At 61.0% G+C, this 21,410-nt stretch carries 13 protein-coding genes and 2 pseudogenes; 10 read left to right on the top strand and 5 right to left on the bottom strand.

What is annotated here, in order from left to right:
- The first annotated feature begins 266 nt into the window (after positions 1–266).
- The 5 genes from C3E99_RS13100 to C3E99_RS13080 all read left to right on the top strand — a co-directional run bounded on the left by C3E99_RS13100 (position 267) and on the right by C3E99_RS13080 (position 7,720).
- The gene (locus C3E99_RS13100) at positions 267–2,372 is read left to right on the top strand and encodes a hydantoinase B/oxoprolinase family protein (RefSeq protein WP_104959884.1); all 2,106 of its coding nucleotides are present in this window, start codon (positions 267–269) and stop codon (positions 2,370–2,372) included.
- A gap of 335 nt (positions 2,373–2,707) precedes the next feature.
- Positions 2,708–4,810 (top strand): hydantoinase/oxoprolinase family protein, encoded by a 2,103-nt coding sequence (locus C3E99_RS13095; RefSeq protein WP_104959883.1) that lies wholly within the window; start codon positions 2,708–2,710, stop codon positions 4,808–4,810.
- 37 nt (positions 4,811–4,847) lie between these two features.
- Positions 4,848–6,356, top strand: a complete 1,509-nt coding sequence (locus tag C3E99_RS13090) for an AMP-binding protein (RefSeq protein WP_104959882.1) — start codon at positions 4,848–4,850, stop codon at positions 6,354–6,356.
- Positions 6,353–7,138, top strand: coding sequence for an SDR family NAD(P)-dependent oxidoreductase (locus tag C3E99_RS13085; protein ID WP_104959881.1), 786 nt, complete (start codon positions 6,353–6,355; stop codon positions 7,136–7,138). Before C3E99_RS13090 ends, C3E99_RS13085 begins: the two co-directional genes overlap by 4 nt.
- A 21-nt stretch (positions 7,139–7,159) precedes the next feature.
- A complete protein-coding gene (locus C3E99_RS13080) occupies positions 7,160–7,720 on the top strand; it encodes a nuclear transport factor 2 family protein (RefSeq protein ID WP_104959880.1) in 561 nt (186 codons plus the stop codon).
- Between the two features lie 26 nt (positions 7,721–7,746).
- Here the strand turns inward: C3E99_RS13080 and C3E99_RS13075 are convergent, their stop codons facing one another.
- Together C3E99_RS13075 and C3E99_RS13070 are read right to left on the bottom strand one after the other, a co-directional pair.
- Complete coding sequence (locus C3E99_RS13075; protein WP_104959879.1) at positions 7,747–8,199, bottom strand: GFA family protein; 453 nt, start codon at positions 8,197–8,199, stop codon at positions 7,747–7,749.
- Positions 8,196–9,938, bottom strand: a complete 1,743-nt coding sequence (locus tag C3E99_RS13070) for an N-acyl-D-amino-acid deacylase family protein (protein WP_158682295.1) — start codon at positions 9,936–9,938, stop codon at positions 8,196–8,198. The genes C3E99_RS13075 and C3E99_RS13070 overlap by 4 nt, the downstream gene beginning before the upstream one ends.
- Before the next feature lie 189 nt (positions 9,939–10,127).
- Here C3E99_RS13070 and C3E99_RS13065 point away from each other — a divergent pair, with 189 nt between their 5' ends.
- From C3E99_RS13065 to npdG, 4 genes are all read left to right on the top strand, one after another.
- Entirely contained in the window at positions 10,128–12,338 is a 2,211-nt protein-coding gene (locus C3E99_RS13065) for a TonB-dependent receptor (RefSeq protein WP_104959877.1), read from the top strand.
- A 113-nt stretch (positions 12,339–12,451) separates the two neighbouring features.
- The gene (locus C3E99_RS13060) at positions 12,452–13,867 is read left to right on the top strand and encodes an aldehyde dehydrogenase family protein (RefSeq protein WP_104959876.1); all 1,416 of its coding nucleotides are present in this window, start codon (positions 12,452–12,454) and stop codon (positions 13,865–13,867) included.
- Between the two features lie 370 nt (positions 13,868–14,237).
- On the top strand, positions 14,238–16,556 hold the full coding sequence (cofH, locus tag C3E99_RS13055) for a 5-amino-6-(D-ribitylamino)uracil--L-tyrosine 4-hydroxyphenyl transferase CofH (protein ID WP_104959875.1): 2,319 nt from the start codon (positions 14,238–14,240) through the stop codon (positions 16,554–16,556).
- Positions 16,557–16,622: 66 nt separating this feature from the next.
- Positions 16,623–17,276 carry an NADPH-dependent F420 reductase gene (gene npdG / locus C3E99_RS13050; protein WP_104959874.1) on the top strand — a complete coding sequence of 218 codons (654 nt, stop codon included), beginning with the start codon at positions 16,623–16,625 and terminating at the stop codon, positions 17,274–17,276.
- Between the two features lie 37 nt (positions 17,277–17,313).
- Here the strand turns inward: npdG and C3E99_RS13045 are convergent, their stop codons facing one another.
- From C3E99_RS13045 to C3E99_RS13035, 3 genes and pseudogenes are all read right to left on the bottom strand, one after another.
- Positions 17,314–18,000, bottom strand: coding sequence for an SDR family NAD(P)-dependent oxidoreductase (locus C3E99_RS13045; protein ID WP_104960374.1), 687 nt, complete (start codon positions 17,998–18,000; stop codon positions 17,314–17,316).
- Positions 18,001–18,131: 131 nt separating this feature from the next.
- Positions 18,132–18,866, bottom strand: coding sequence for an SMP-30/gluconolactonase/LRE family protein (locus C3E99_RS19800; protein WP_158682293.1), 735 nt, complete (start codon positions 18,864–18,866; stop codon positions 18,132–18,134).
- A gap of 638 nt (positions 18,867–19,504) precedes the next feature.
- Positions 19,505–19,843: pseudogene (locus C3E99_RS13035) on the bottom strand (integrase core domain-containing protein); the annotation flags it as partial.
- A gap of 153 nt (positions 19,844–19,996) precedes the next feature.
- Here C3E99_RS13035 and C3E99_RS13030 point away from each other — a divergent pair.
- Positions 19,997–21,293 (top strand): annotated as a pseudogene (locus tag C3E99_RS13030) (IS110 family transposase).
- Positions 21,294–21,410: the final 117 nt, after the last annotated feature.

The following is a 21,410-nucleotide window of genomic DNA, read 5'->3' as shown; positions in this document are numbered from 1 at the left end:
TCCCATCCCACGAGCACCGGCACCTTGTTTCCGCAATCCTTGCGTTGCGATCCGGCCGGCTCTCCAAAGATGTGTGATTGCCTTATATTTGATACTCGTCAAGTAAATGCTTGACAGCTGGTGCCCTCAGACATCATTTAGCTGTGTGAAAACGAGGCCGCGATGGATCGCAAGTTCAATCGCTGCTCGCTGAATGGGTAGACGTTTTCGGACGGAATTGCGGCCACTGCGCCGGGTCCAGCCGAAATCACCGAGGAACCTAAGGCATGATAGATCCGATTCTTCTTGAGGTGCTGCGCTGCAAATTCGAGGCCATCGCGGGCGATGGTGCACGCACGATCATCCGCAACGCCATCAGTCCGGTGGTCGCCGAATCCAAAGATTGCTCCTGCGCGATATACAGCGCCGAAGGGGATCTGATCGTTGGCGGTGGCAAGGTCCAGATCGCATTCCACATCGGCGGCAAGGGCATCCGGGTCATCAAGGAGCGCCACGGAGACACGGTGGCCGAGGGTGACGTATTTCTTGTCAACGATCCCTATAATGGCGGCGGTCTCCATGCTCAGGACGTGATCGTCCATATTCCTATCTTCCTCGAAGGGCGGCTGGCAGCGTGGGTTGGCGCATCGGCGCACATGATGGACATGGGCGGCATGGTCCCGGGTTCATTTTCAACGTCAGCGACCGAAGTGTATCAGGAAGCCTTCCGCATGCCGCCCATCCGTCTGTTCCGGCGCGGCGAAGAACAGGGGGACATCTGGGCGATCCTGCGCAACAATGTTCGTCTTGCCGACGTCGTCGAAATGGATATGCGCTCGCTGATCGCCGGCGCCACGGTTGTCCAGAATCAAGTGCTCCGCGTCATCGCCGACTACAGCGAAGATGTCTTCCGGGAAGCGGTCAAGACATTGTCGGATCTTACCGAGGCCGAGGTACGCCGCCGCGTGGCGGAGCTCGAACCCGGCGTCTACACAACCCGCAGCTGGACCGAATGGACCGAGGAATTCTTTCACGTGCCGTGCGCGCTGACGGTCGAGGACGGACGCCTGATTTTCGATTTCCGGGGCGCCTCGCCGCAGACAAAACATTATTTCAATTCCAAGCCCGATGTCATCAAGAGTCTGCTCGGCGTGGGCCTGGCGCCCTATCTCGCACTCGGCCTGCCATTCAACGAGGGCCTGTTCCGGGCTTTCGAGGTCGTGACCGATCCGGGCTCCATTCTCGATGCGCAGCCTCCCGCGCCGATCGGCGGGCCGCATCTGGAAGTGGGGCAAAATGCCATGGAAGTGGCCGTTCGCGCTCTCAACCTGGCTATTGCCGCGTCGCCGAATTCGCGCGCCCGCAGCCACCTGTCCGGCCCGACCTCGAGCTCGGGGTCGGCGCTGCACACCCTCTCCGGTCTTGGCCTGAAGGGCGAGCCGCAGGGATGGCTGATGCTGGAAGGCGCGCTTGGCGGAGCATCGGCGGCGCATAATCGCGATGGGATCGAGTTTTCTCGTGAACTGGTCGGAAACGGGCAGCTGATCGACCTCGTCGACGTCGAGGTGATGGAATCCTGGTATCCCATCAAATTCGAACGCCGCGAGCTTCGCACCGGTACGGGAGGGGCCGGAGAATTTTGCTCAGGCCGTCCCACATCCTTCGCGTTTACCGTGGACGGCACCCGCGAATTGAGCCTCACGATTATGGGCAATCGCGAGCGACTGCCGATCGCCGGGTCGGCCGGCGGAATGCCAGGCAGTATTACCCGGTTCCAGGTCCGCCGCTCGGCGGACGGGCGGGTCGAGCCGCTGGCGTGCCATCAGGATGGCATTCATCTCGATGAGGGCGATACGCTGATGCTGAGCGTCAGCAATGGTGGCGGTTGGGGCGACCCGCTCCTGCGCGAGGCTGAACTGGTCGAGCGCGACGTGTCACGCGGGTTGTTTTCCGCCGATGAGGCCGAGCGGGTTTATGGCGTGGTGGTCGGAGATCCCGCCGCAACCGGCCTCAAGCGCGACGAAATCCTCGCACGGAGACTCGCCGCGGCGGAGCCGGCCCCGCACCCGCTGACTTGGACAACAAGATTGCAGGCAGCGGCGGAAGGGATGTGTGGCCCGATTGCGGCTGGCGTCGAGCAGCGCGGATCGGTTGCGGTGAGCAGTCGTTCGGGGGCACCTTTGGCCCTCAGTCCGGGTCACTGGATGGAAGGCTGCCCGAGAATCCATAATTTCGTCACGACGCACCCGGACGTGGATATCATTGCCTATCTCGATCCCGCGACCGGACATCTCCTGCTGGTGGACGTCGCCCCGGTTGGATCAGCTTACAGCTCGACCTCCGTTCCGCAACGGTGGGCCGAAGCGGCATTGGTCATGGAAGCAGCCGAGTAGCCGGAGAGAGGCGCTCCGCCGGGTGCAATGTCGATGCCAGAAGGCGCTGCGCAAGGGGGCCGACGGGCGAAACATGGCTTGATATATATACTTGCAAGTCGTCAAGTTTAAATTGACCGATGATATTTTTTGGCTATGCTCGCTGCAAAACCAGAAGACGGGAAGGGGATGCCTCGGCTCAGCAATGCGGACCGAGCTACACCCGGCAAAAAAGCCGGAAATTGGCGCTTGCGATCAAGGCGTCGCTCTTCCCAAGACGGGTTATTTTGCCGACCTCCATCGAGCGCCGCTGTCGTGCGTGTGGGAGGGAGTTGGTCTGAATTGGGAGTAATCTTTTGCAAAATGCTGCTAATCTTGGCGCTAATCGCGATGCGCCTACCACCTCGGGCTATGTGATAGGCATCGATGTCGGCGGCACTTTTACCGATGCGGTGTGCAGCGATGGACAGACCACCTGGCGCGCCAAATCGCCAACCAACCCCGCCCGCTTCAGCGACGGGGTGATGGGCGCCTGTACGATGCTCGCCGAACAGGCCGGGCTTACGCCGGGCGAGCTGATGTCCCGGGTCGTCAGGTTCGGCCTGGGCACGACTGCCGTCACTAACGTCCTCGCTACAAAGCGTGGCCGAACGGTGGGCTTGCTCACGACCAAGGGCTTTGAGTTTCACCTGCACTCCATGCGCAATCATCGTGATGTGCAGGACGGCTGGATCGAACGCTTCTGGATGCCGATGGAGCCAGAGGCTGTCCGCGGCATCGATGAACGGATTGATCGCAGTGGTAACATATTGCGGCCTCTGGACGCCGACGAGGTTCTCGCAGCCGTGGCGGATCTGATCGACCGCAATGGCGTCAATGCCATCGCGGTTTCCTATCTCTGGTCGTTTCGCAATCCGGCCCATGAGGAGGAGACGGTTGCTCTGATCAGGGCAAAATATCCCTCCATGCCGATTTTCAGCGGGGCAGATCTGCGTCCCATCATGCGCGAATATGAACGCACGACCCTTGCCGTTCTCAATGCGTTCACCGCCGACGCCCTCGATGGCATCGAGGAGCTGGAGCAGCAATTGAAGGCGCTCGGCCTCGGTTGTCCGATGCTTCTGCTTCACTCCGGCGGCGGCGCGATCAGTTCGGAGGAGGCGCGCCTGACGCCCTTGGCCCTGGTTTCCTCCGGCCCGGCGGCAGGATCCGTCGCTGCTGGCGAGATCGCGATCAAGGCGGGGCTCCCGGACGCCATATGCTGCGACATGGGTGGCACCAGCATTGACGTGGCGGTGGTGACGAACGGCATTCCGGAACGCCGCCACACGGCGGAGATTGGCGGGATCGTCACAGGTCAGTCGGCGATCGATGTGGAGTCGGTGGGCGCCGGTGGCGGTTCCATCGCATGGATCGACGATCGCGGTCTCCTGCGCGTCGGCCCTCAGTCCGCGCGCGCGACGCCGGGGCCGGTCTGCTATGGGCGAGGCGGCACCGAGGCCACGGTGACCGACGCCATGGTCCTGCTCGGCTACATCGATCCCGCCTCGTTCAACCGCGGCGGGATGACGCTGGATGTCGAAGGGGCCCGGCAGGCCTGCGCGCGCCTCGGTGAGCGCCTTGGAATGGATGCCATGGGCATAGCGCACGGCATCCGCGAAATAGCGCTCGCCGAAATGAGCAAGGCGATGCGGGCCCGGATTTCTTCGGGTGGACTCGACGTTCGGCGTTATGGCGTGATCGCCTTCGGCGGCTCGGGTTCGCTATTTGCAACGGCGATGGCTAAGGAACTCGAATTGCCTTGGGTGCTTACCCCCGCGCTCGCTTCGGTGCTTTCGGCCTATGGTGCCGCGACCGCCGATATCCGGCGAGAGCGTGCGCGCGCTGTTGATGAATTCTTGCCGCTCGAAACGGACCATGCCAGCAACGTTCTGCAGGACCTGCTTGACCGCGCAGAGGAAGATCTCGTCACGCAGAATGTGGCGCCCGCAAACCGGACCGCGTTATGCGAGGCCGAAGTTCGCTTCCATCGCCAGAATGCCTCGCTGACGCTGACGATAGAGCCCGGAAAGCTCGACTCCGGCGAAATGATCGAGCGCTTCCGCGACAATTATGCAAAAAATTACGGCGTCAGCAGCCTGACGGAAAACACGCCCATCGAACTGTCCACGCTGCGGGTAACCGGCATTGGCAAGACGATCCGCGCCGTGCTGCCGCAGTCGCCGCCCGCCGAGCCCGATCGTCCCCTCAACCCGATCGGCAGCCGCGACATCTATCTTCAGCCCGATCATCCCACGGCCGTTCGCGTTTTTGCCGCCGCCGACTTCCGCACCGGGCACCGAGTCGAGGGGCCTGCGCTGGTCGATGTCGGGGATACCACGCTGTGGGCCCCCGTCGGAACGAGTGTCGAACTGATTGCGGGTGGGACGCTGAAGACGACGATCACCTCGGCGGTTTGAGGAGCATTAAGATGCCGAGTTTGAGGGCAGAGCCGCCATGCTGAGCATCCCACTCGGCAATATTCCGCGCCACCATGCCACTAGACTGGGTGAAGACGCGGTCGCCGTGAGAATTGGCGAGACGGCGTTGAGCTGGGGCGATCTCGACGCCCGCTCCACGCGGCGGGCGCGCGCTTTATTGGCGCACGGCGTATCCCAAGGCGACATGGTGACGCTGGCTCTCGACAACAGTGTGGCCTTCTTCGAATGGACGTTCGCCGTGTGGAAAGTCGGGGCTGTGCCACATCTTGCGTCCTGGCGGATCCCCGAAACAGAGCTTGCGGCGATGCTGGATTTGGCGCGACCCGCGGCGGTGATTGCGACCGACCATGAACGCCTTGCGCATCTCGGTGCCCTGCCTCCGCAGTGGGGGCTTGCCGAAGGCAGTGATGCGACCCTGCCCGAGACCGTCGCGCCCTATTGGAAAGCCATGTCGTCGGGTGGCTCTACCGGTCGGCCGAAGATCATCGTCGACCATAAGCCAGGAAGCCATTTGGTCGGTTCGACCTATCTTCAGGTCGCCGCGGCGGACGTCGTACTGAACCCGGGGCCGCTTTATCACAATGCGCCCTTCTCGATGACGCACAATGCCCTGTTCAATGGCAATCCGCTCATCACCATGCCGCGTTTCGACGCCGAAGAGGCTTTACGGCTGATCGATCGCTGGGGCGTCGCAAGCGTCAATTTCGTGCCGACGATGATGCTTCGAATCTGGCGTCTGCCCGACGACGTCAAGGCGAGATACGATGTGTCGACGTTGCGTAACGTATGGCACATGGCGGCACCAATGCCGGTCTGGCTGAAAAAAGCGTGGATCGATTGGCTCGGTCCGGAGAAGATCAACGAGGCCTATGCTGGCACAGAAGCGGTGGGCGCGACGACGATCAATGGTGTTGATTGGCTCGCGCACGAAGGATCGGTCGGCCGCCCGCGCAACTGCGAAGTGCTCGTCCTGGACGAAGATGGCGCCAAGGTTCCGGCCAATACGGTCGGCGAAATCTGGCTGAAGCCCACCGTGGCGAACAAGGGGTATCATTATCTCGGGGCGCCGCAACGGGCGGAGGAAGGCGGCTTCGAGTCGCTTGGCGATTATGGATGGCTCGACGGCGACGGATATCTCTACCTGGCCGACAGGCGCACCGACCTCATCATTTCCGGCGGATCGAACATATTTCCCGCCGAGGTGGAAAGCGCGATCATGGAACATCCTGCGGTCGACGGGGCCGTGGTGATTGGACTGCCGGACGAAGACCTCGGGGCTTCCGTCCACGCGATTGTCCGGTTGCGCACAGATTGCGGTGAGACAGTTGACCAGTCCGAATTGCTACAGTTTCTGCGCGGGCGGCTGGTGACCTATAAACTTCCGCGCAGCGTCGAATTCACCGATCAACCGCTTCGCGACGACGCCGGCAAGGTGCGCCGATCGCAGTTGCGGGAAGAGCGAATCATCAGCCTTAACCAAAAGCGCGACACGGCCAGCACGGCGGCGCCCCAGGGGATCTCATGAAACTTGGAACCGATATCGCGGCCGTCATCACCGGCGGCGCCAGCGGCCTTGGCGAGGCCACCGCTCGCCGTCTTGCCGGCCATGGGGTCAAGGTTGCCCTGTTCGATCTTAACGCCGAGCGCGGCGAGGCTTTGGCAAAGGAACTAGGCGGCGTCTTTTGTAAAGTGGACGTCTCCTCTTCCCCATCGGTCGACGCGGGCTTCGCCAAATCGCGCGCAGTGATCGGACAGGAGCGGATATTGGTGAACTGCGCAGGCGTCGGCAGCGGGAAGGCGAAGACGGTCTCACGTGACCGGGAAACCGGCGAAATCCGGGAATATCCGCTGGATAATTTCGAGCAGATCGTGCGTATCAATCTCATTGGCACATTCCGCTGCATCACGAAGAGCGCTGCCGGCATGTTGACGCTCGATCCGCTCGAGGACGGCGATCGCGGCGCTATCGTCAACACGGCTTCGGTCGCTGCGGAAGACGGGCAGATCGGTCAGGTCGGTTACGCGGCTTCCAAGGCCGGCGTCGTGGGTATGACGCTGAACATCGCACGAGACCTGTCGCGCGACGCCATCCGGGTCAACACGATTCTGCCCGGCCTCTTCGAAACGCCCTTGTTTGCCCGGGCAAGCAAAGAGGCGATCGACAAGCTTTCGGCGACCGTGCCTTTTCCCGCGCGATTGGGCTTTCCCGATGAGTTTGCCCAGCTCGCCGAATGCATGATCACGTGCGGCTATTTCAATGGCGAGGATGTCCGGCTGGACGGAGCCATCCGCATGGCACCACGCTGAAACATCAGGCTGGAGACGGTTATGGACAAGCGGATCGAAGACCTGCTCGACAAGCAGGCGCTCTATGAAAATATGATGACCTACTGCCGCGCGATCGACCGCATGGACATTGAATTGATGAAATCGACCTACTGGCCCGATGGGACAGACGACCATGGTCGTTTTGCGGGCAACGCCCATGAATGGTGCGAGGTCGCTATCAAGTCGCGGGAAGCGCTTGTGAGTTGCAATCATCACCTCAGCAATGTCCTTATCGAACTCGATGGCGACCGGGCGCAGCGCGAGAGCATGTTTCTGGTCGTCACGACATATAAGGATGATCCCAAGCACCAGTTCCTGGGCGGCCGATACCGCGACCTGTGCGAGCGGCGCCACGGAGAATGGCGCGTACTGGCCCGCACATGCATCTGGGACTGGAATCGAAAGATCGTGGCAGAGCCGGGCTGGGACATCATGCAGGCTCCGGAAATGTCCAATTGGGGACAGTTCCACCCGAAGGATCCGATTTACGCAGCCGATTGGGGCGCGATCGAACCGACGTCAGCAGCCGCGTCCGGCCGGCCCGAGGTCGGGAGGCGATAGACCCTCGCCGGTCGCAAGGGCTGGCGTCAGTCGATCGCTGAGGAGCGAGCTCCCGTTCCTGCCTTTCGGGCTTGGGAGGGGCCCTTGGGGAAGGTCTTTGCAGCTACCGGGATCGGGGTTGAGCGCCACGCGCTTTCGCACCACACATGAACTTCAGGCGCCATGATTTGGGGGTCATCGAGCGTGCCCGCCTTGATGAAGCGACTGTCGGATCTGCTCGGTAACGCCGTGAATATCGGCGAGCCGCAGCGACCGCAGAAGTGGCGGTTGACGGTATTGCCGCTGTCGCCTCGATCTAGATAGATTCGCGTGTCGCCTTGCACCTCGAGCGCCGTTGTCGGAACGATGAGGAGAGCCGAGAACGCCGTGCCACACTGCCGCTGGCAATGGCGGCAGTGGCATATCGCCTGGCGGACCGGTACGTCCGCTATAAAATATCGAACGTCCCCGCAGAGGCAGCCACCGGTGCGGATGCTCACTCCGCGGCTTCGGCCGTCAGGGCCTTCGTATATGTGTCCCGACCTGAGCGAAATACCTGCCCGGGGGTGAGGCCGGTATATTCCCCGCCCGCGACGATGGTCTTGCCGTTCACAATCACATAGTCGAAGCCGCGCGACGGTGTGTAGAGCCTGCGACCCCCAGCAGGCAGATCGCTACGAAACTCGGTGTCCCCGACGCCGACGGTTTCGAGATCGAAGACGACGATATCCGCACAAGCGCCCGGCGTCAGTACGCCGCGATCGCGCAGACCCATGAATTCGGCAGGGCGCTTGGTAAAGGCGTTGATGGCTTCCTCGATCGAGATGAAGCCATATTTGCGCACTGCATTCTCGAGGAATCGGGTGCCGTGCGAATAGGAATCGATCATATCGACATGCGCGCCACCATCGTCGCCGCCCCAGATACCGCGGTCGTCGCGAACATATTCGACCAATTCTTTCCAGGCCTGTTCGCTTTCGTCGATCAGCGCCATCGGCATCAAAAGCGTCGCCAGCCGATCCTCGATCACGATATCCAGAAGCGCATCGAAATCGCTCTTGCCTTGCTCGCACGCGATTTCGCCGGTCATCCGGCCGAAGAAGGCTTTATTGGCGGGGGAATCCACATTCGCGATTTTCATGTTTCCCCAAACGAGCCGCGAACGGAAATATTCGGCGGCACCGAGCGCGTCGCGCTCCATGGCCTGCCTTGTTTCCGGCTCCTTGAAGCGCTCGATGCGCTCTGCAGGCGGAAGGGCGAAGAGCGACGGCCAGATGCCGGGGAGTTGGTCGAGCGTATGGCCCGTGAGGAAATTCATGTGGAGCGACGTCGGCATGGACATCACCTGGAGCCGGACATCGGCTCCCATTTTGCGGGCGACGTCGACGCTGGCGAGCTTTTCCAGCTGCTTCTCGCGCGATTGCGAATTTGGAAAAATGGCCGGCCAGCTATAGGGGCGCTTTGCCGCGAGCGAGACTTCAGCGAGACGCTGCGCGTCTTCCAGAGAGGGATTGCCCGACACACCGCCAACATAACCGGCAAAGGTGCCTTCAAATTCCGAAACGACTGACATGAGCTCGAGCAGCTCGTCATGTGATGCATAATAGGACGGCACATGATCGGCATGGTGGTCGGTATGGGTCTCTGCGTGGCTCGAGGAGAAACCGAGCGATCCCTCACCGAGCGACTGACGAAGCAAGGCCTTCATTTGCTCCACTTCGTCGCGCGTCGGCGTTCCGGCGACAGCCCGTTCTCCCATCACATAAGCGCGCAGAGTCGAATGCCCGGTCATGAATCCCACGTTGACGCCAACCCTTCCATCGAAATAGTTGAGCATTTCCGCTGTTGTGGACCAATTCGCGTCCAGCGCCTCTTCAAGGCTTTCGAGAGGCACGCCTTCGACCTTGCCGAACATCGGTACCAGATAATCCTTCGACGCCGGATGGATCGGAGCGAGCGTGAAACCGCAGTTCCCGCAAATTACGGTGGTTACCCCGTGCAGCGAATGCGGCGCCGCATAGGGGTCCCAAGTCAGTTGAGCGTCGTAATGGGTGTGGGTATCGATGAAACCGGGTGTAACGAATCGACCGGTGGCGTCGATCACTTCTAGGGCGTCAGGCTCGTCGACTCCGATATAGGCAATTCGCCCGTCTCGCACACCCACATTTCCTTTGAATGCAGGCGCGCCAGTGCCATCGACGATTTGGCCGCCACGGATCAAAAGATCAATTTCTGCCACAATATTCTCCCATTTCTTTACACGGCCGACGTCCGCGGTGCTCAGGGAAAGGGTAACTTTTACTTGATGTCTGTCAAGGTAAAGCTTGACGACCCACAAGTGAGGTGGCATGTCGTTCGCAACCGAAATCACGGTGAAGTGATCGGATAATCGCCATCCATACGGGCTTGGCGGGAGAGGGGAAGACTCATGAAAAAGCTGACGAAGAAGGGCCTTTTAGCCGCTGCGAGCATGGTCTCGCTTATTGCTACGGCTCCCCATGCTATGGCTCAGGCCGCGCCGAACGACACTGCTGCCACGGGGGTGGAGGAAATCGTTGTGACGGCGCAGAAGCGCTCCGAGAACCTTCAAGATGTTCCGGCTTCGATCACGGCGTTGAACGAAAAAGCTCTGGAATTGCGGCAGATCGGGAGCCTATCTGACCTGCAGGGCCAGGTTCCATCGCTCGTCGTCGGCAATTTGTTCGGCACGAATTTGATTACGCTCCGCGGGATCAGCACCGGCTTGACGTCGGGCACCGACGACCCGTCGGTGGCGACTCATGTCAACGGCGCCTACCAGCCTCGTTCGCGCAGCATCGACGTCGCGATGGTCGACTTGGAGCGCGTCGAGGTTCTCGCCGGCCCCCAGGGCACTCTCTACGGTCGGAACGCCACGGGTGGCGCCGTCAACTATGTTCTCCGGGGACCGAGCGACGAGCTCGAAGGTGAATTGACCGGCCGGGTTGGCAACTACGAGCGATATGGGGTTTCCGGTAGCGTCTCCGGCCCGCTCGGAGACAAGGTCGGTATTCGCGTGACCGGACTGTATGACAATCAGCGGAAGGGCTTTACGCGGGTTCTCAATGCCAATGCACCGAAAGACCGGCTGGAAGAATATCGCGTGATCGGCGGCCGGGCGATCGTCGAGTTCAAACCGACAGAACGTTTGACCGTCTCGCTCGAAGGGATGGCCTTGAACACCAAATCCTCGACAGCCTTCTTCCCCTTTGCGCCCTCACTGGATCCGGCAATCAGGGCGGCCAGCAATCCGCAGAGCTATGAAGCCCATGAAGTCTACACCGATGTCGATGCCAAGCTGAACAGCGAATATTATCAAGGCATTGGTACGATAAACTGGGAAATTTCCGATAACGTCTCGTTGAAGTCGATTAGCGCCTATCAGGATTACAATCAGCTGATGGTCATCGACTCCGACGGCAGCGCGACTGCGCCTTTTCGAGGGCCCACGGTTCAGGTCACCGATTCGAAAACCTTCACCCAGGAGTTCAATCTCAATGCAAGCCTGCTCGATGACCGGCTGAAATCGCTGGTCGGCTTCTTCTATTTTTACGACGATGTCGACCTGACGACAAACCTCCAGATCTTCTCGACCGGCACGCTCGGCTTCCACACTTTTCAAAAGGCACGGTCCTATTCCTTCTTCACGGACCATACCTTCTCGGTCACCGACAATATCCGCCTGATCGCGGGGCTGCGGTACAATCACGACAAGAAGACGGCGCTCCAGTCCTTCGCGATCACCCTCGCCAATGGAACCGTCGTGACTGTCCTGCCTCCAACCACCAGCGATGTCGCGTTCGATTCCTGGACTCCCCGCGTCGGTGTCCAGATCGACCTGGCACCGGACGTCATGGCATATGCGACCTACTCCAAAGGCTTTAAGTCGGGCGGATTCGCATCCAATGTTACTGCAGTGAATCCCTATGAACCGGAAAAGATCGAAGGCGGCGAAGTCGGCATCAAGAGCGAGTTCGCCGACGGCCGGGTGCGGCTGAATGTCGCCGGCTATTATTACGACTATAGCGACTTGCAGGTGCAGAGCGCGGCATTGGTCAATGGCGTGTCGGTCTTCCGGGTCCGCAACGCGGCCACCTCGCGCATTTACGGCGTGGAAGCGCAGCTGCAGGCGGTCATCGCCGACAATCTGAGGCTCGACGTTGCCGGCATGCTCCAAAGCGCCAAATATACCGACTTTACGACCTGCAATAACACCGCGTTTCTTGGCGCATGCGGTTCGGCCGCAACGTCGACACTGGTCAATGTAAAGGGCAACTGGCTGAATCGCGCGCCCGATTATACGGTCAATGTCGGCCTCGAATATGACCTCGACGTGGGAACGGCCGGCAAGGTCACCTTCCGGGCCGAGTCCTTCTTCAGTGGCCGGGTATTCTACGACGAGTTTGCGACCCCGCTTCTGTCGCAAAAGCCTTACAGCCTGCAGAACGCTTTCATCTCCTATAGCCCGGACGACGAAAGCTTCACATTGCGCGCTTTTATCAAGAACATCGGAAACACCGATTACAAGACATCCGCTTTCTTTCAGACTTCGGCATTTCAGCAGACGGGAACATGGGGTGCGCCGCGGACATTTGGCGCGGAAGCCACCGTGCGTTTCTAAGGTGCAGGCAGCCTCGGCGGGGCGTCTGATTGCGCGAAGCGAGCCCCGACTGCAGTCGGGGCTCGCTCTGTTGAGGACTGTTTTTCGCGTTCAGCGCGCCTCGAGGATTTAGTATGACCTTCGACGACGATTTCACTCTGACGATTGCTGGTCGGGCGATCGCGACCGAAGCCAAGGTCGCGGTGATCAATCCGGCAACCGAAGCCGTCTTCGCCCATGCTCCCGCCGCCGATGCTGCGCTTCTCGACAAGGCAGTTGAAGCCGCCCAAGACGCTTTTCCGGCTTGGCGGGATACGCCCGTTGCTGAGCGGCGGCGCGTGCTGCTGTTGCTGGCCGATGCTATCGAGACCAGTGCAATCGATTTGGGCGTCTTGTTCACGCGCGAACAGGGGCGGCCGACGCCGCTTGCCACGCGCGAAATCAAGGCCGGCGCAGCTTGGCTGCGCGCCGTTGCAGGGCAAGAGGTGCCTGTCGATACGGTCGAAGACAGTGAATCGCGAAGGGTCGAGGTACATCATGTGCCGCTTGGCGTGGTGGCGGCGATCGTCCCGTGGAATTTCCCTTTTCTGCTGACGATCTGGAAGATCGCCCCGGCGCTATTGACGGGCAATACGGTTGTGCTCAAACCCTCGCCCTACACGCCGCTATGTGCGCTCAAGCTCGGCGAAATGGCCCGCAATATCTTGCCGCCGGGCGTATTTAACGTGCTGTCCGGTGACGACGCTCTTGGTCCGTTGATGTCTTCGCATGCGGGGTTCGCAAAGATCTCCTTCACCGGGTCCACGGCCACCGGCAAGCGCGTCATGGCGGCCGCGGCGAACGACCTGAAGCGGATCACGCTGGAACTGGGCGGTAACGACGCCGCAATTGTCCTTGCCGACGCCGATCCCGACGAAGTGGCCGAGGCGATGTTCGCCGGCGCATTCTTCAACACCGCCCAGGTCTGCATCGCGACAAAACGCCTCTATATCCACGAGGACATTTATGAAGCCGTGCGCGACCGCCTGCACGCGCTCGCGAATAAAGCCGTGGTCGGAGACGGCAGCGGGGAAGGGGTGACGCACGGTCCGTTGCAAAATCTGGCCCAGTATCGCCGCGTCAAGGCTCTAATTGAGGAAGCCGAAGCATCCGGCCTGACGTTGCTCCGCGGCAGCGCCGTTCCCGAGGGCCCGGGCTACTTCCTGCCGCTGACGCTGGTGGACAATCCTCCCGAGGATTCGGCCGTCGTCCGCGAAGAAGCCTTTGGACCTGTGCTACCGCTGCTGCGCTTCTCCGACGTCGAGGAGGTGATCACGCGCGCCAACGACAGCGAATATGGTCTTGCAGGCTCAGTGTGGTCGCGAAGCGTCGAGCGTGCTTTGGACGTCGCACAGCGATTGAACGCTGGATCGGTCTGGATAAACCAGAACCGCCAAGTCGCTGCGCACGTTCCTTTTTCCGGATTCAAACAGTCAGGATTCGGGGTCGAGAATGGGCGCGAGGGTCTGCTCGAATTCACGCAGACCAAAGCAATCTACGTCCCAAAATAGCGATATTCTCCGCATGTATGCAGCCAGAGGCCTGCTACGGCGGAGCCGCTTTTTGATGCGCGCAGCCATTTCTGCTCGCGCGCGCGATCTTGATTGACAGCGAAATAAAAAAAGAAGATTGAAGGTCGTCAAGTAAGTTGCCTTGGCGTGATCCGCAGGCGTTTGTGCGATGTGGCATCCCAACCCTCGTCAAGAGGGCCGATAGACACCCACACAGACTAGGTCGGAGCACGCTCCGGTCTACGCCACTGCGGTGATGCGTGGAGTTCGATTTCCACGCGTGGAGCCTCCAGCGGCATCGCAAGGACGAAAGGCGGCCGATCATGTCCATTCACATGGTCGCGACATGCCAGATGGAAGAGGACTGCAGATGCGTTCCAATATTGACGAGCTCGACGAAGCCGCGATCGCATTGTGCGAGACGTCACTCGACCAGCTGATGACGCGAAGCGAACGCTTGACATTGGAGGGATTCGGGCCGGTCGTCACATATTCACGCAAGGTGTTTATCCCGCTCACGAAGCTGTGCAGGGACGTCTGCCATTATTGCACCTTTGCCGAAACACCATCCCGTTCGAGCGCACCCTATCTCTCGATCGCGGAAGCAATCGACATCGCCGCCGCCGGTGCATCCGCAGGATGCCGCGAAGCACTGTTCACCTTGGGCGACCGCCCGGAGATGCGCTATTCCGCTGCGTCGGATTACCTCGCCGAGCAGGGCTATCAATCGACCTTGGAATATCTCGAGGCTGCGGCGAGCGAAGTCCTGAATAACACCGGATTGCTTCCGCATCTCAATGCGGGGGTTATGACAGAGGAAGACTATCTCCGCCTTCGCCCGGTCACCGCCTCGATGGGCCTGATGTTGGAAACGGCTTCGGATCGTCTTTCCGAGCGGGGCGGTCCGCATTTCGGCTCACCCGACAAATATCCGCAGGTTCGTCTCGACTCGATCGAAGCTGCGGGGCGCGCCCGCATTCCGTTCACCACCGGTATTCTGATCGGTATCGGCGAGACGCGCAAAGAGCGTGTCGAGGCCCTGTTCGCGATCCGCGACATCCATCGGCGCCACGGGCACATCCAGGAAGTCATCATCCAGAATTTCCGGGCGAAGCCAGGTACGCGGATGAGCAACCATCCCGAGCCCGCCCTCGAAGATCATCTTTGGACAATTGCGGTCGCCCGCCTGATTCTCGGGCCGAAGATGACCATCCAGGCGCCGCCCAATCTTCATCGCCCCGAAGACCTGGCGCAGCTCCTGCGTGCGGGAGTGAACGACTGGGGCGGCGTCTCTCCATTGACGCCCGATCATGTCAATCCGGAAGCACCCTGGCCCCATCTCGACCTGCTCGAACGCGAGACCTCCGCCGCCTCTCGGATCCTGCGCCAGCGACTCGCGATCGGCCCACTCCACGCGGGTGCGCCGGACAAGTGGCTCGCACCCGACATGGCAAGGATCGTGCGGCGCAGTGTCGATGCGCGCGGGCTCCCCTTGACCGACAACTGGCGCGCGGGCGGCGTCACACCGATGACTGCGGCGGCGTCGTGGATACGGCCGACGGCGGCGTCAGCCATCATGCCGCTGCTTGCGAAGGCCGAGCGTGGTGAACTGGTTGATGCGCAGGAGATTGCCCGGCTGTTCGCTGCCGACGGACCGGAATTCGACGACGTTATCGAGGCGGCCGACGCCGTTCGAGAAGAGGTCGTCGGCAACACTGTGACCTATGTCGTCAACCGGAACATCAACTACACCAATATCTGCCTCTATAAATGCGGGTTCTGCGCCTTCTCGAAGGGCAGCACGCGCGAACTCAGAGGCCCGGCCTACCGCCTCGACTATGAGGAAGTCGGACGCCGCGCGGCCGAAGCCGCAGAGCGCGGCGCGACCGAGGTCTGCCTGCAGGGCGGCATCCATCCCGACTATGATGGCAACACCTATCTTGAGGTGCTGCGCGCTGTTCGGCAGGCGGCGCCGAGCATCCATATCCATGCCTTTTCTCCCCTCGAGATCAGTCATGGGGCGGCCACGCTGGGACTATCGCTCGCCACTTATCTCGGCCGGCTCAAGAACGCGGGCCTTTCAACGCTGCCGGGGACGGCAGCCGAAATTCTGCATGATGACGTTCGGGCGCTGATCTGTCCCGACAAGCTCAGCGCGCGGGAGTGGCTCGACGTGATGCGGACTGCCCATGCGGTTGGTCTCCAGTCAACCGCGACGATCATGTTCGGTCATGTCGATGGATACGACCATTGGGCGCATCATTTGCTCGCGATCCGCCATCTCCAGGAGGAGAGCGGCGGTTTCACGGAGTTTGTGCCGCTGCCCTTCGTTCACATGGAAGCGCCCATATGGCGAAAGGGGCGCGCCCGCTCCGGGCCGAGCGCCCGTGAAGCCCTGCTGATGCACGCCGTTGCCCGGCTCGCCCTCAACCCGTTCGTGAAGAATATTCAGGCGAGCTGGGTCAAGCTCGGCCGCGATGGAGCTGTTCAGGCGCTTCGCAGCGGAGCGAATGATCTTGGAGGAATCCTGATGGATGAATCGATCACGCGTGCGGCCGGCGGCGTGAACGGCCAGCTTTGCGACCCAGTGGCGATGCGCGACATCGCTCGTGCGGCTGGGCGCGACCTCGTCCGTCGTACGACGAAATATGAAAGAGTGGCCGAACGGGCGGAGGCTGTCGCCAGCTGACGCAGCGCCATTGTCGATATGTGTGGCAGTGCGCGAGCAAGGCCGGGAGCAGGAAAGGAATATCTAATGAACGATCGTATCGCGATCCTGGGTGGAACAGGCAATCTGGGAGCCGCAATTGCACGCCGGCTTGCCAAAGCCGGGCGGAATGTGACCATCGGATCGCGCTCCCGCGAAAGCGCCGAGCGCGTCGCCGCCGAAATCGGATTTGGCCTTCAGGGCGCGGACAATCTCGCCGCGGTTCAAGCTGCCGATGTCGTTTTTTTGACCGTTCCTTTTGCGGCGCAGGCTGCGACACTCAGCGAAGTCGCCTCCTTGCTTGAGGGCAAACTGTTGATCGACACGACTGTGCCACTCGTGCCCCCGAAGGTTATGCGGGTTCAGCTCCCCGAGGAAGGGAGCGCTGCGCTGCGGGCGCAGCAGCTGGTCGGGGAGCAGGCGACAGTCGTATCGGCGTTCCACAATGTGGCGGCCCACAAGCTCATGACGGACGACGAAGTCGCATGCGACGTGCTGGTTTTCGGAGACGAGCGAGACGCGCGTGACCGGGTGATCGCGCTTGCGCTCGATATGGGACTTCGCGGGCTTCACGGCGGCGCCCTCGCCAATTCGGCCGCTGCCGAAGCGCTGACATCCGTGCTGATCTTCCTCAATAAGACATATCAGGCTGACGGCGCGGGGATTTGCATTACGGGGATCCCAATTTCGCGCGAAGGCTGAGGCATGATGGCCCCGACCGCCGCCGAGGGGTTGTCGGCTAGCTGGTCCCCCTGGTGACGGGGATTAGCGCGCCAGTGATGGCCCGCGCAGCAGGCGACGCCAGAAACTGGATTACTTCGACGATGCTTCCAGCGGTGACCCATTTCCCGTGATCGGCGTCGGGCATTGCGGCGCGATTGCCGGGCGTGTCGATAATGCCAGGAAGGATCGCGTTGACCGTTATATCATCGTCGGCCAGTTCGGCCGCGAGGCTCTCTGTCAGCCGGTGAACTGCCGCTTTCGACGCAGCATAGGGGGCCATGCCGGAAGCAGCATGGACGGCGCTGGCGGAACCGACGTTGATAATTCTCGCCCCAGGCCTTGAGCGGAGTGCCGGCAGGACGGCGCTACACATTGCGAAGGCTGAAAGCGCGTTCATTTCGAACATCCGTTTCCAGCTATCGATCGTTCCGTCCGCTATAGTCTCCCACAGGAAACCTCCAGCGATATTGATCACGACATCGATGCCGCCGTGGACACGCATGATCTCGCCGACGACGTGTTCCGCCGACCCGTGGCGGGAGAGATCGATGCCTCCAAACAGGACGGCCGATGAATCGGCCGAAGCAGGCGCGGCAGCGAAGTCGACCTGCGCAACGGCGCATCCGTCGCGGGCGAAGGCGGCACTAACCGCCGACCCGAGGAAACCGAAGGCTCCCGTGATGATTATCGAACGTTGTTGCAAGTCAGTCACCTCGCTTGTTGATGGTCAATCTTTGAACCGAAACCGAATCCGATCCGGTTGCTTCGGCACGGCTTGGCCGTTCCGCATCGGCTGGCAAGCAGGCTTTTCTCAAGCTTGCGTTGCGATCCGGCTCATCGCCTTTCCGCCAGTGGCCGAAAGGCGAGACGATCGCCCCGGTACGTACCGATCCAGAGCCACCCGTTCGCCACCGTCGCCGCCGAGAGATTGCTGAATTCCGGGAGCTCCTCGCCTGTGGCGATCACCGAAGTTCCGAAGGTGCGCGGGTTGATCGACGCGACATAATAGGAGCGTCCGCATGGCTTCGCTGCGGCTAAATCAGGATCAACGCCATTAGGGCATCGAGTGTCCTCGGGCCCGGGATTCCATTTGTTCTGGTCCATACCTGCCGTGACGAGCAGACCGTTGGCGCCCCAGTGCAGGTTGTCCGGCCAGATTTTGCCCAGATTTGCAATTCCGATCGGCCTGGAAAAATCGTCAGTGGAATAAGCGACGATGCGTTTCTTGCCCATCTCTGAAATGTAGATGATGCGACCGTCGCGCGAAATCTCGATGCCGTTCGGCCCGGATAGAGACAGGGGGAGCCGCGAAAAATTGGTGGCTCCCGGGACGAGCCTGTACACCGCTCCGACCGGCAATCCCTGTTGCAAACTGCGTGACAACTGACCGTGCGCCAAAAGGACCGTTGCATAGATAGTCCCATCGGGCGCGATCGCCACGCTATTGAAATGTAGCGAGGCAGGCGTTTCCAGGCAGCCTACCCAGTTCAATTGCGGGCGGGATTGCGAGCGATGCACTTCGAACACTTCGATCCGCTCCGTCGTGTCATGGTTGATGACGTAGATCATCGGCGGACCGGACCGAAGATGCCGCAAACCTATACCATGTGCCGCGATCGCGTTGAAGTTTGGGGGAGAAGGGCACCTGCCCAGACCCAAGAAAACTTGGTCTTGCGAGCGGGAGCGCGCGCCTGCAGGCTTGCGCACCGTTGGCTGGGCGGGACGCCAGCTGCGTGTCTTCGTGTCAATCAGCCGAAGCGGACCGCGCTCGCCGGCCACGGGCGACGGCTGGTACTGGCCGTTTACTATCCACCGTCCGCCGGGAAGCAATACCAGATCCTCTGGATTTGGCAGGCCGCAAAAAAAGGTTAGGCCATCTGCGCCCTGACACTCCGCGTTTGCAGACGCGCTGTGGCTGGAAGCGATGGCGGCAGAGTGTTCGCCGATGATATACTGCGTTGCGACTAGAGCCGCCATTACTGTCAACGATGAAGCCACCACTCTCCAAGCCGATCGGCAGACGCGGGAACGGCGCGTGCTTCTCGCTTCCTGACGATTCTGCAAAGACAATAATGTCCCAAATGCCCTTCGCATCTTTGTTCCCCATCACGGCCGCAAAAAAAAAGCAGCTTGGTCCTCTCGGCATGGAAGGCCAGTTCGTATCAAGCCAGCCTGACCGGCCCCCACTGAGTGGTCCGCTATATTTGTTAGTGTAAAACCGGCTCTGGCGCCATGGCTGGCCGCAGGTGGAGCGAAGCGGAACCGGAGGGCAGCCATGGCGGCGTCGCCGCTTCCGGAGCCGGCGGCCGATAGCCCAGGGAGCTGTGTGGCCTGACGGTGTTGTAATGCCGGCGCCAGGCTTCGATCAGGATCTGTGCTTCAGCCAGAGTGTAGAAGATTTCTCCGTTCAAGAGCTCATCGCGCATCGACCCATTGAAGGACTCGCAGTAGCCATTCTCCCATGGGCTGCCGGGCGTGATGTAGAGCGTCTTCACGCCGATCTTCGCCAGCCATTGCTGCACGGCATTGGCAATAAATTCCGGGCCGTAGCACATTGGGAAGCGGCCTATTGAAGGGCCACATTGCCTTGATGGAGACAAGGGCGCGTAGCGCCCGCCGGCTTCATCAAGGCAGTCATGACCGGCCAGCAGGTCTCTAAAGAGAAGTTGTCGACACAACCCTTTGGAGGCTGACCGATCATGACCAAGCTGCATTCTACGCCACCCGACGCCGTGCTGGTAGCCATCGATATGTCGAAGCACCGCCAGGAAGTTCTTCTCGAACGACCGGAGGGAGGCCGCCGGCGCCGCATGACCGTAATGGCGACGAAGGCGGACTATGATCGCCTGGCCGACGATCTGACCGCCACCGGCAGACCCGTGGTCGTCGGATTCGAAGCGACCGGTAATTATCACCGCACGCTGGCGCATCGATTGCTGTCCGCGGGATTCGAGCTGCGCCTGATTTCATCGGTCGCCTTGGCCCGGACGCGCGAAGCGCTGCACAATGGCTGGGACAAGAATGATTCCAAGGACGCGCAGGTGATCCTGCACATGCTAAAGATCGGCGCGACCCAACGCTATGTCGATCCGCTGGCCGCAGGGATCAACGATCTGCAGGAGATGTCGAAGACGCATGAAGCCATATCGAAGGCGAAGACCCAGACCTGGCATCGGATCCTCACGCATTATCTGCCACTGTATTTTCCGGAGATCGAGCGTTTCGCCGGCAACAGCCGGTCCGACTGGTTCCTGGCGTTGATCGAACGCTTCCCAACGCCGGGCAGCATCACCTCGATCGGGCGCGAGGCGTTCACCGAACAGGCTTGGCCGCTGATCGGTCGCAAGGTCTCCAAGGCCCGGGTGGTCAACGATATCTACGAGACCGCCTGTGCATCGATCGCGCTGCCGATCGACGAAGATTCCACGGCGGTCGCCATGTTCCGTATGGTCATCGCCCAGGCGCGCACCCTGATTCAGCAGCGTAACGAGATCGAGCGGATCGCCCATGACGCGCTGGCGACGAACAGCGATTATCAGCTCCTGCGCATGATCCCCGGCATCGGTCCGATCAATGCCCTGACGATCTTGGCCGAAGCCGGCGATCTACGCCGCTTCAGCCACCATCGCCAGTTCCTCAAGTTTTGCGGTCTCGACCTCGCCACCTACCAGTCAGGGATATTTCGGGGGCGGACGAAGCTATCGAAGTACGGCAACGCCCGGCTGCGACGCACCTTCTGGATGGCCACGCAGGTCGCGATCCGACAACCCAACAACAGCTTCCGCGACAAGCTCTCCCGCTATGTCGACGGCCATGCCGGCGATCCCGATCGCCGCCGCAAGGCGATGACCGCTCTCACCGCCAAGATGGCGCGCGTCGTGCACGCCGTCATCAAGACGGGAACCGAGTACCGCCCGTTCGTCGAACGGGCGGACACCAGATGGAAGGACCCCTCTCTGCTGTGCCGTGAGGGCGCTACGGCGACCCTGTAGATAATGTTCGGGCCTTCCATCTGGCATGCGTATCTCATCTTAAGGACGGTGAGGACCACGATCCCGACGATCGATGGATCCTGTGTTTGCTATGGCCGAGAGCGCCTTCCTTGACGATGGA

The organism is Sphingopyxis sp. MG (genome assembly GCF_002953155.1).
GTDB lineage: Bacteria > Pseudomonadota > Alphaproteobacteria > Sphingomonadales > Sphingomonadaceae > Sphingopyxis > Sphingopyxis granuli.
The sequence above is the reverse complement of the archived record's forward strand: the minus strand, read 5'-3'. Positions and strand labels throughout refer to the sequence as shown.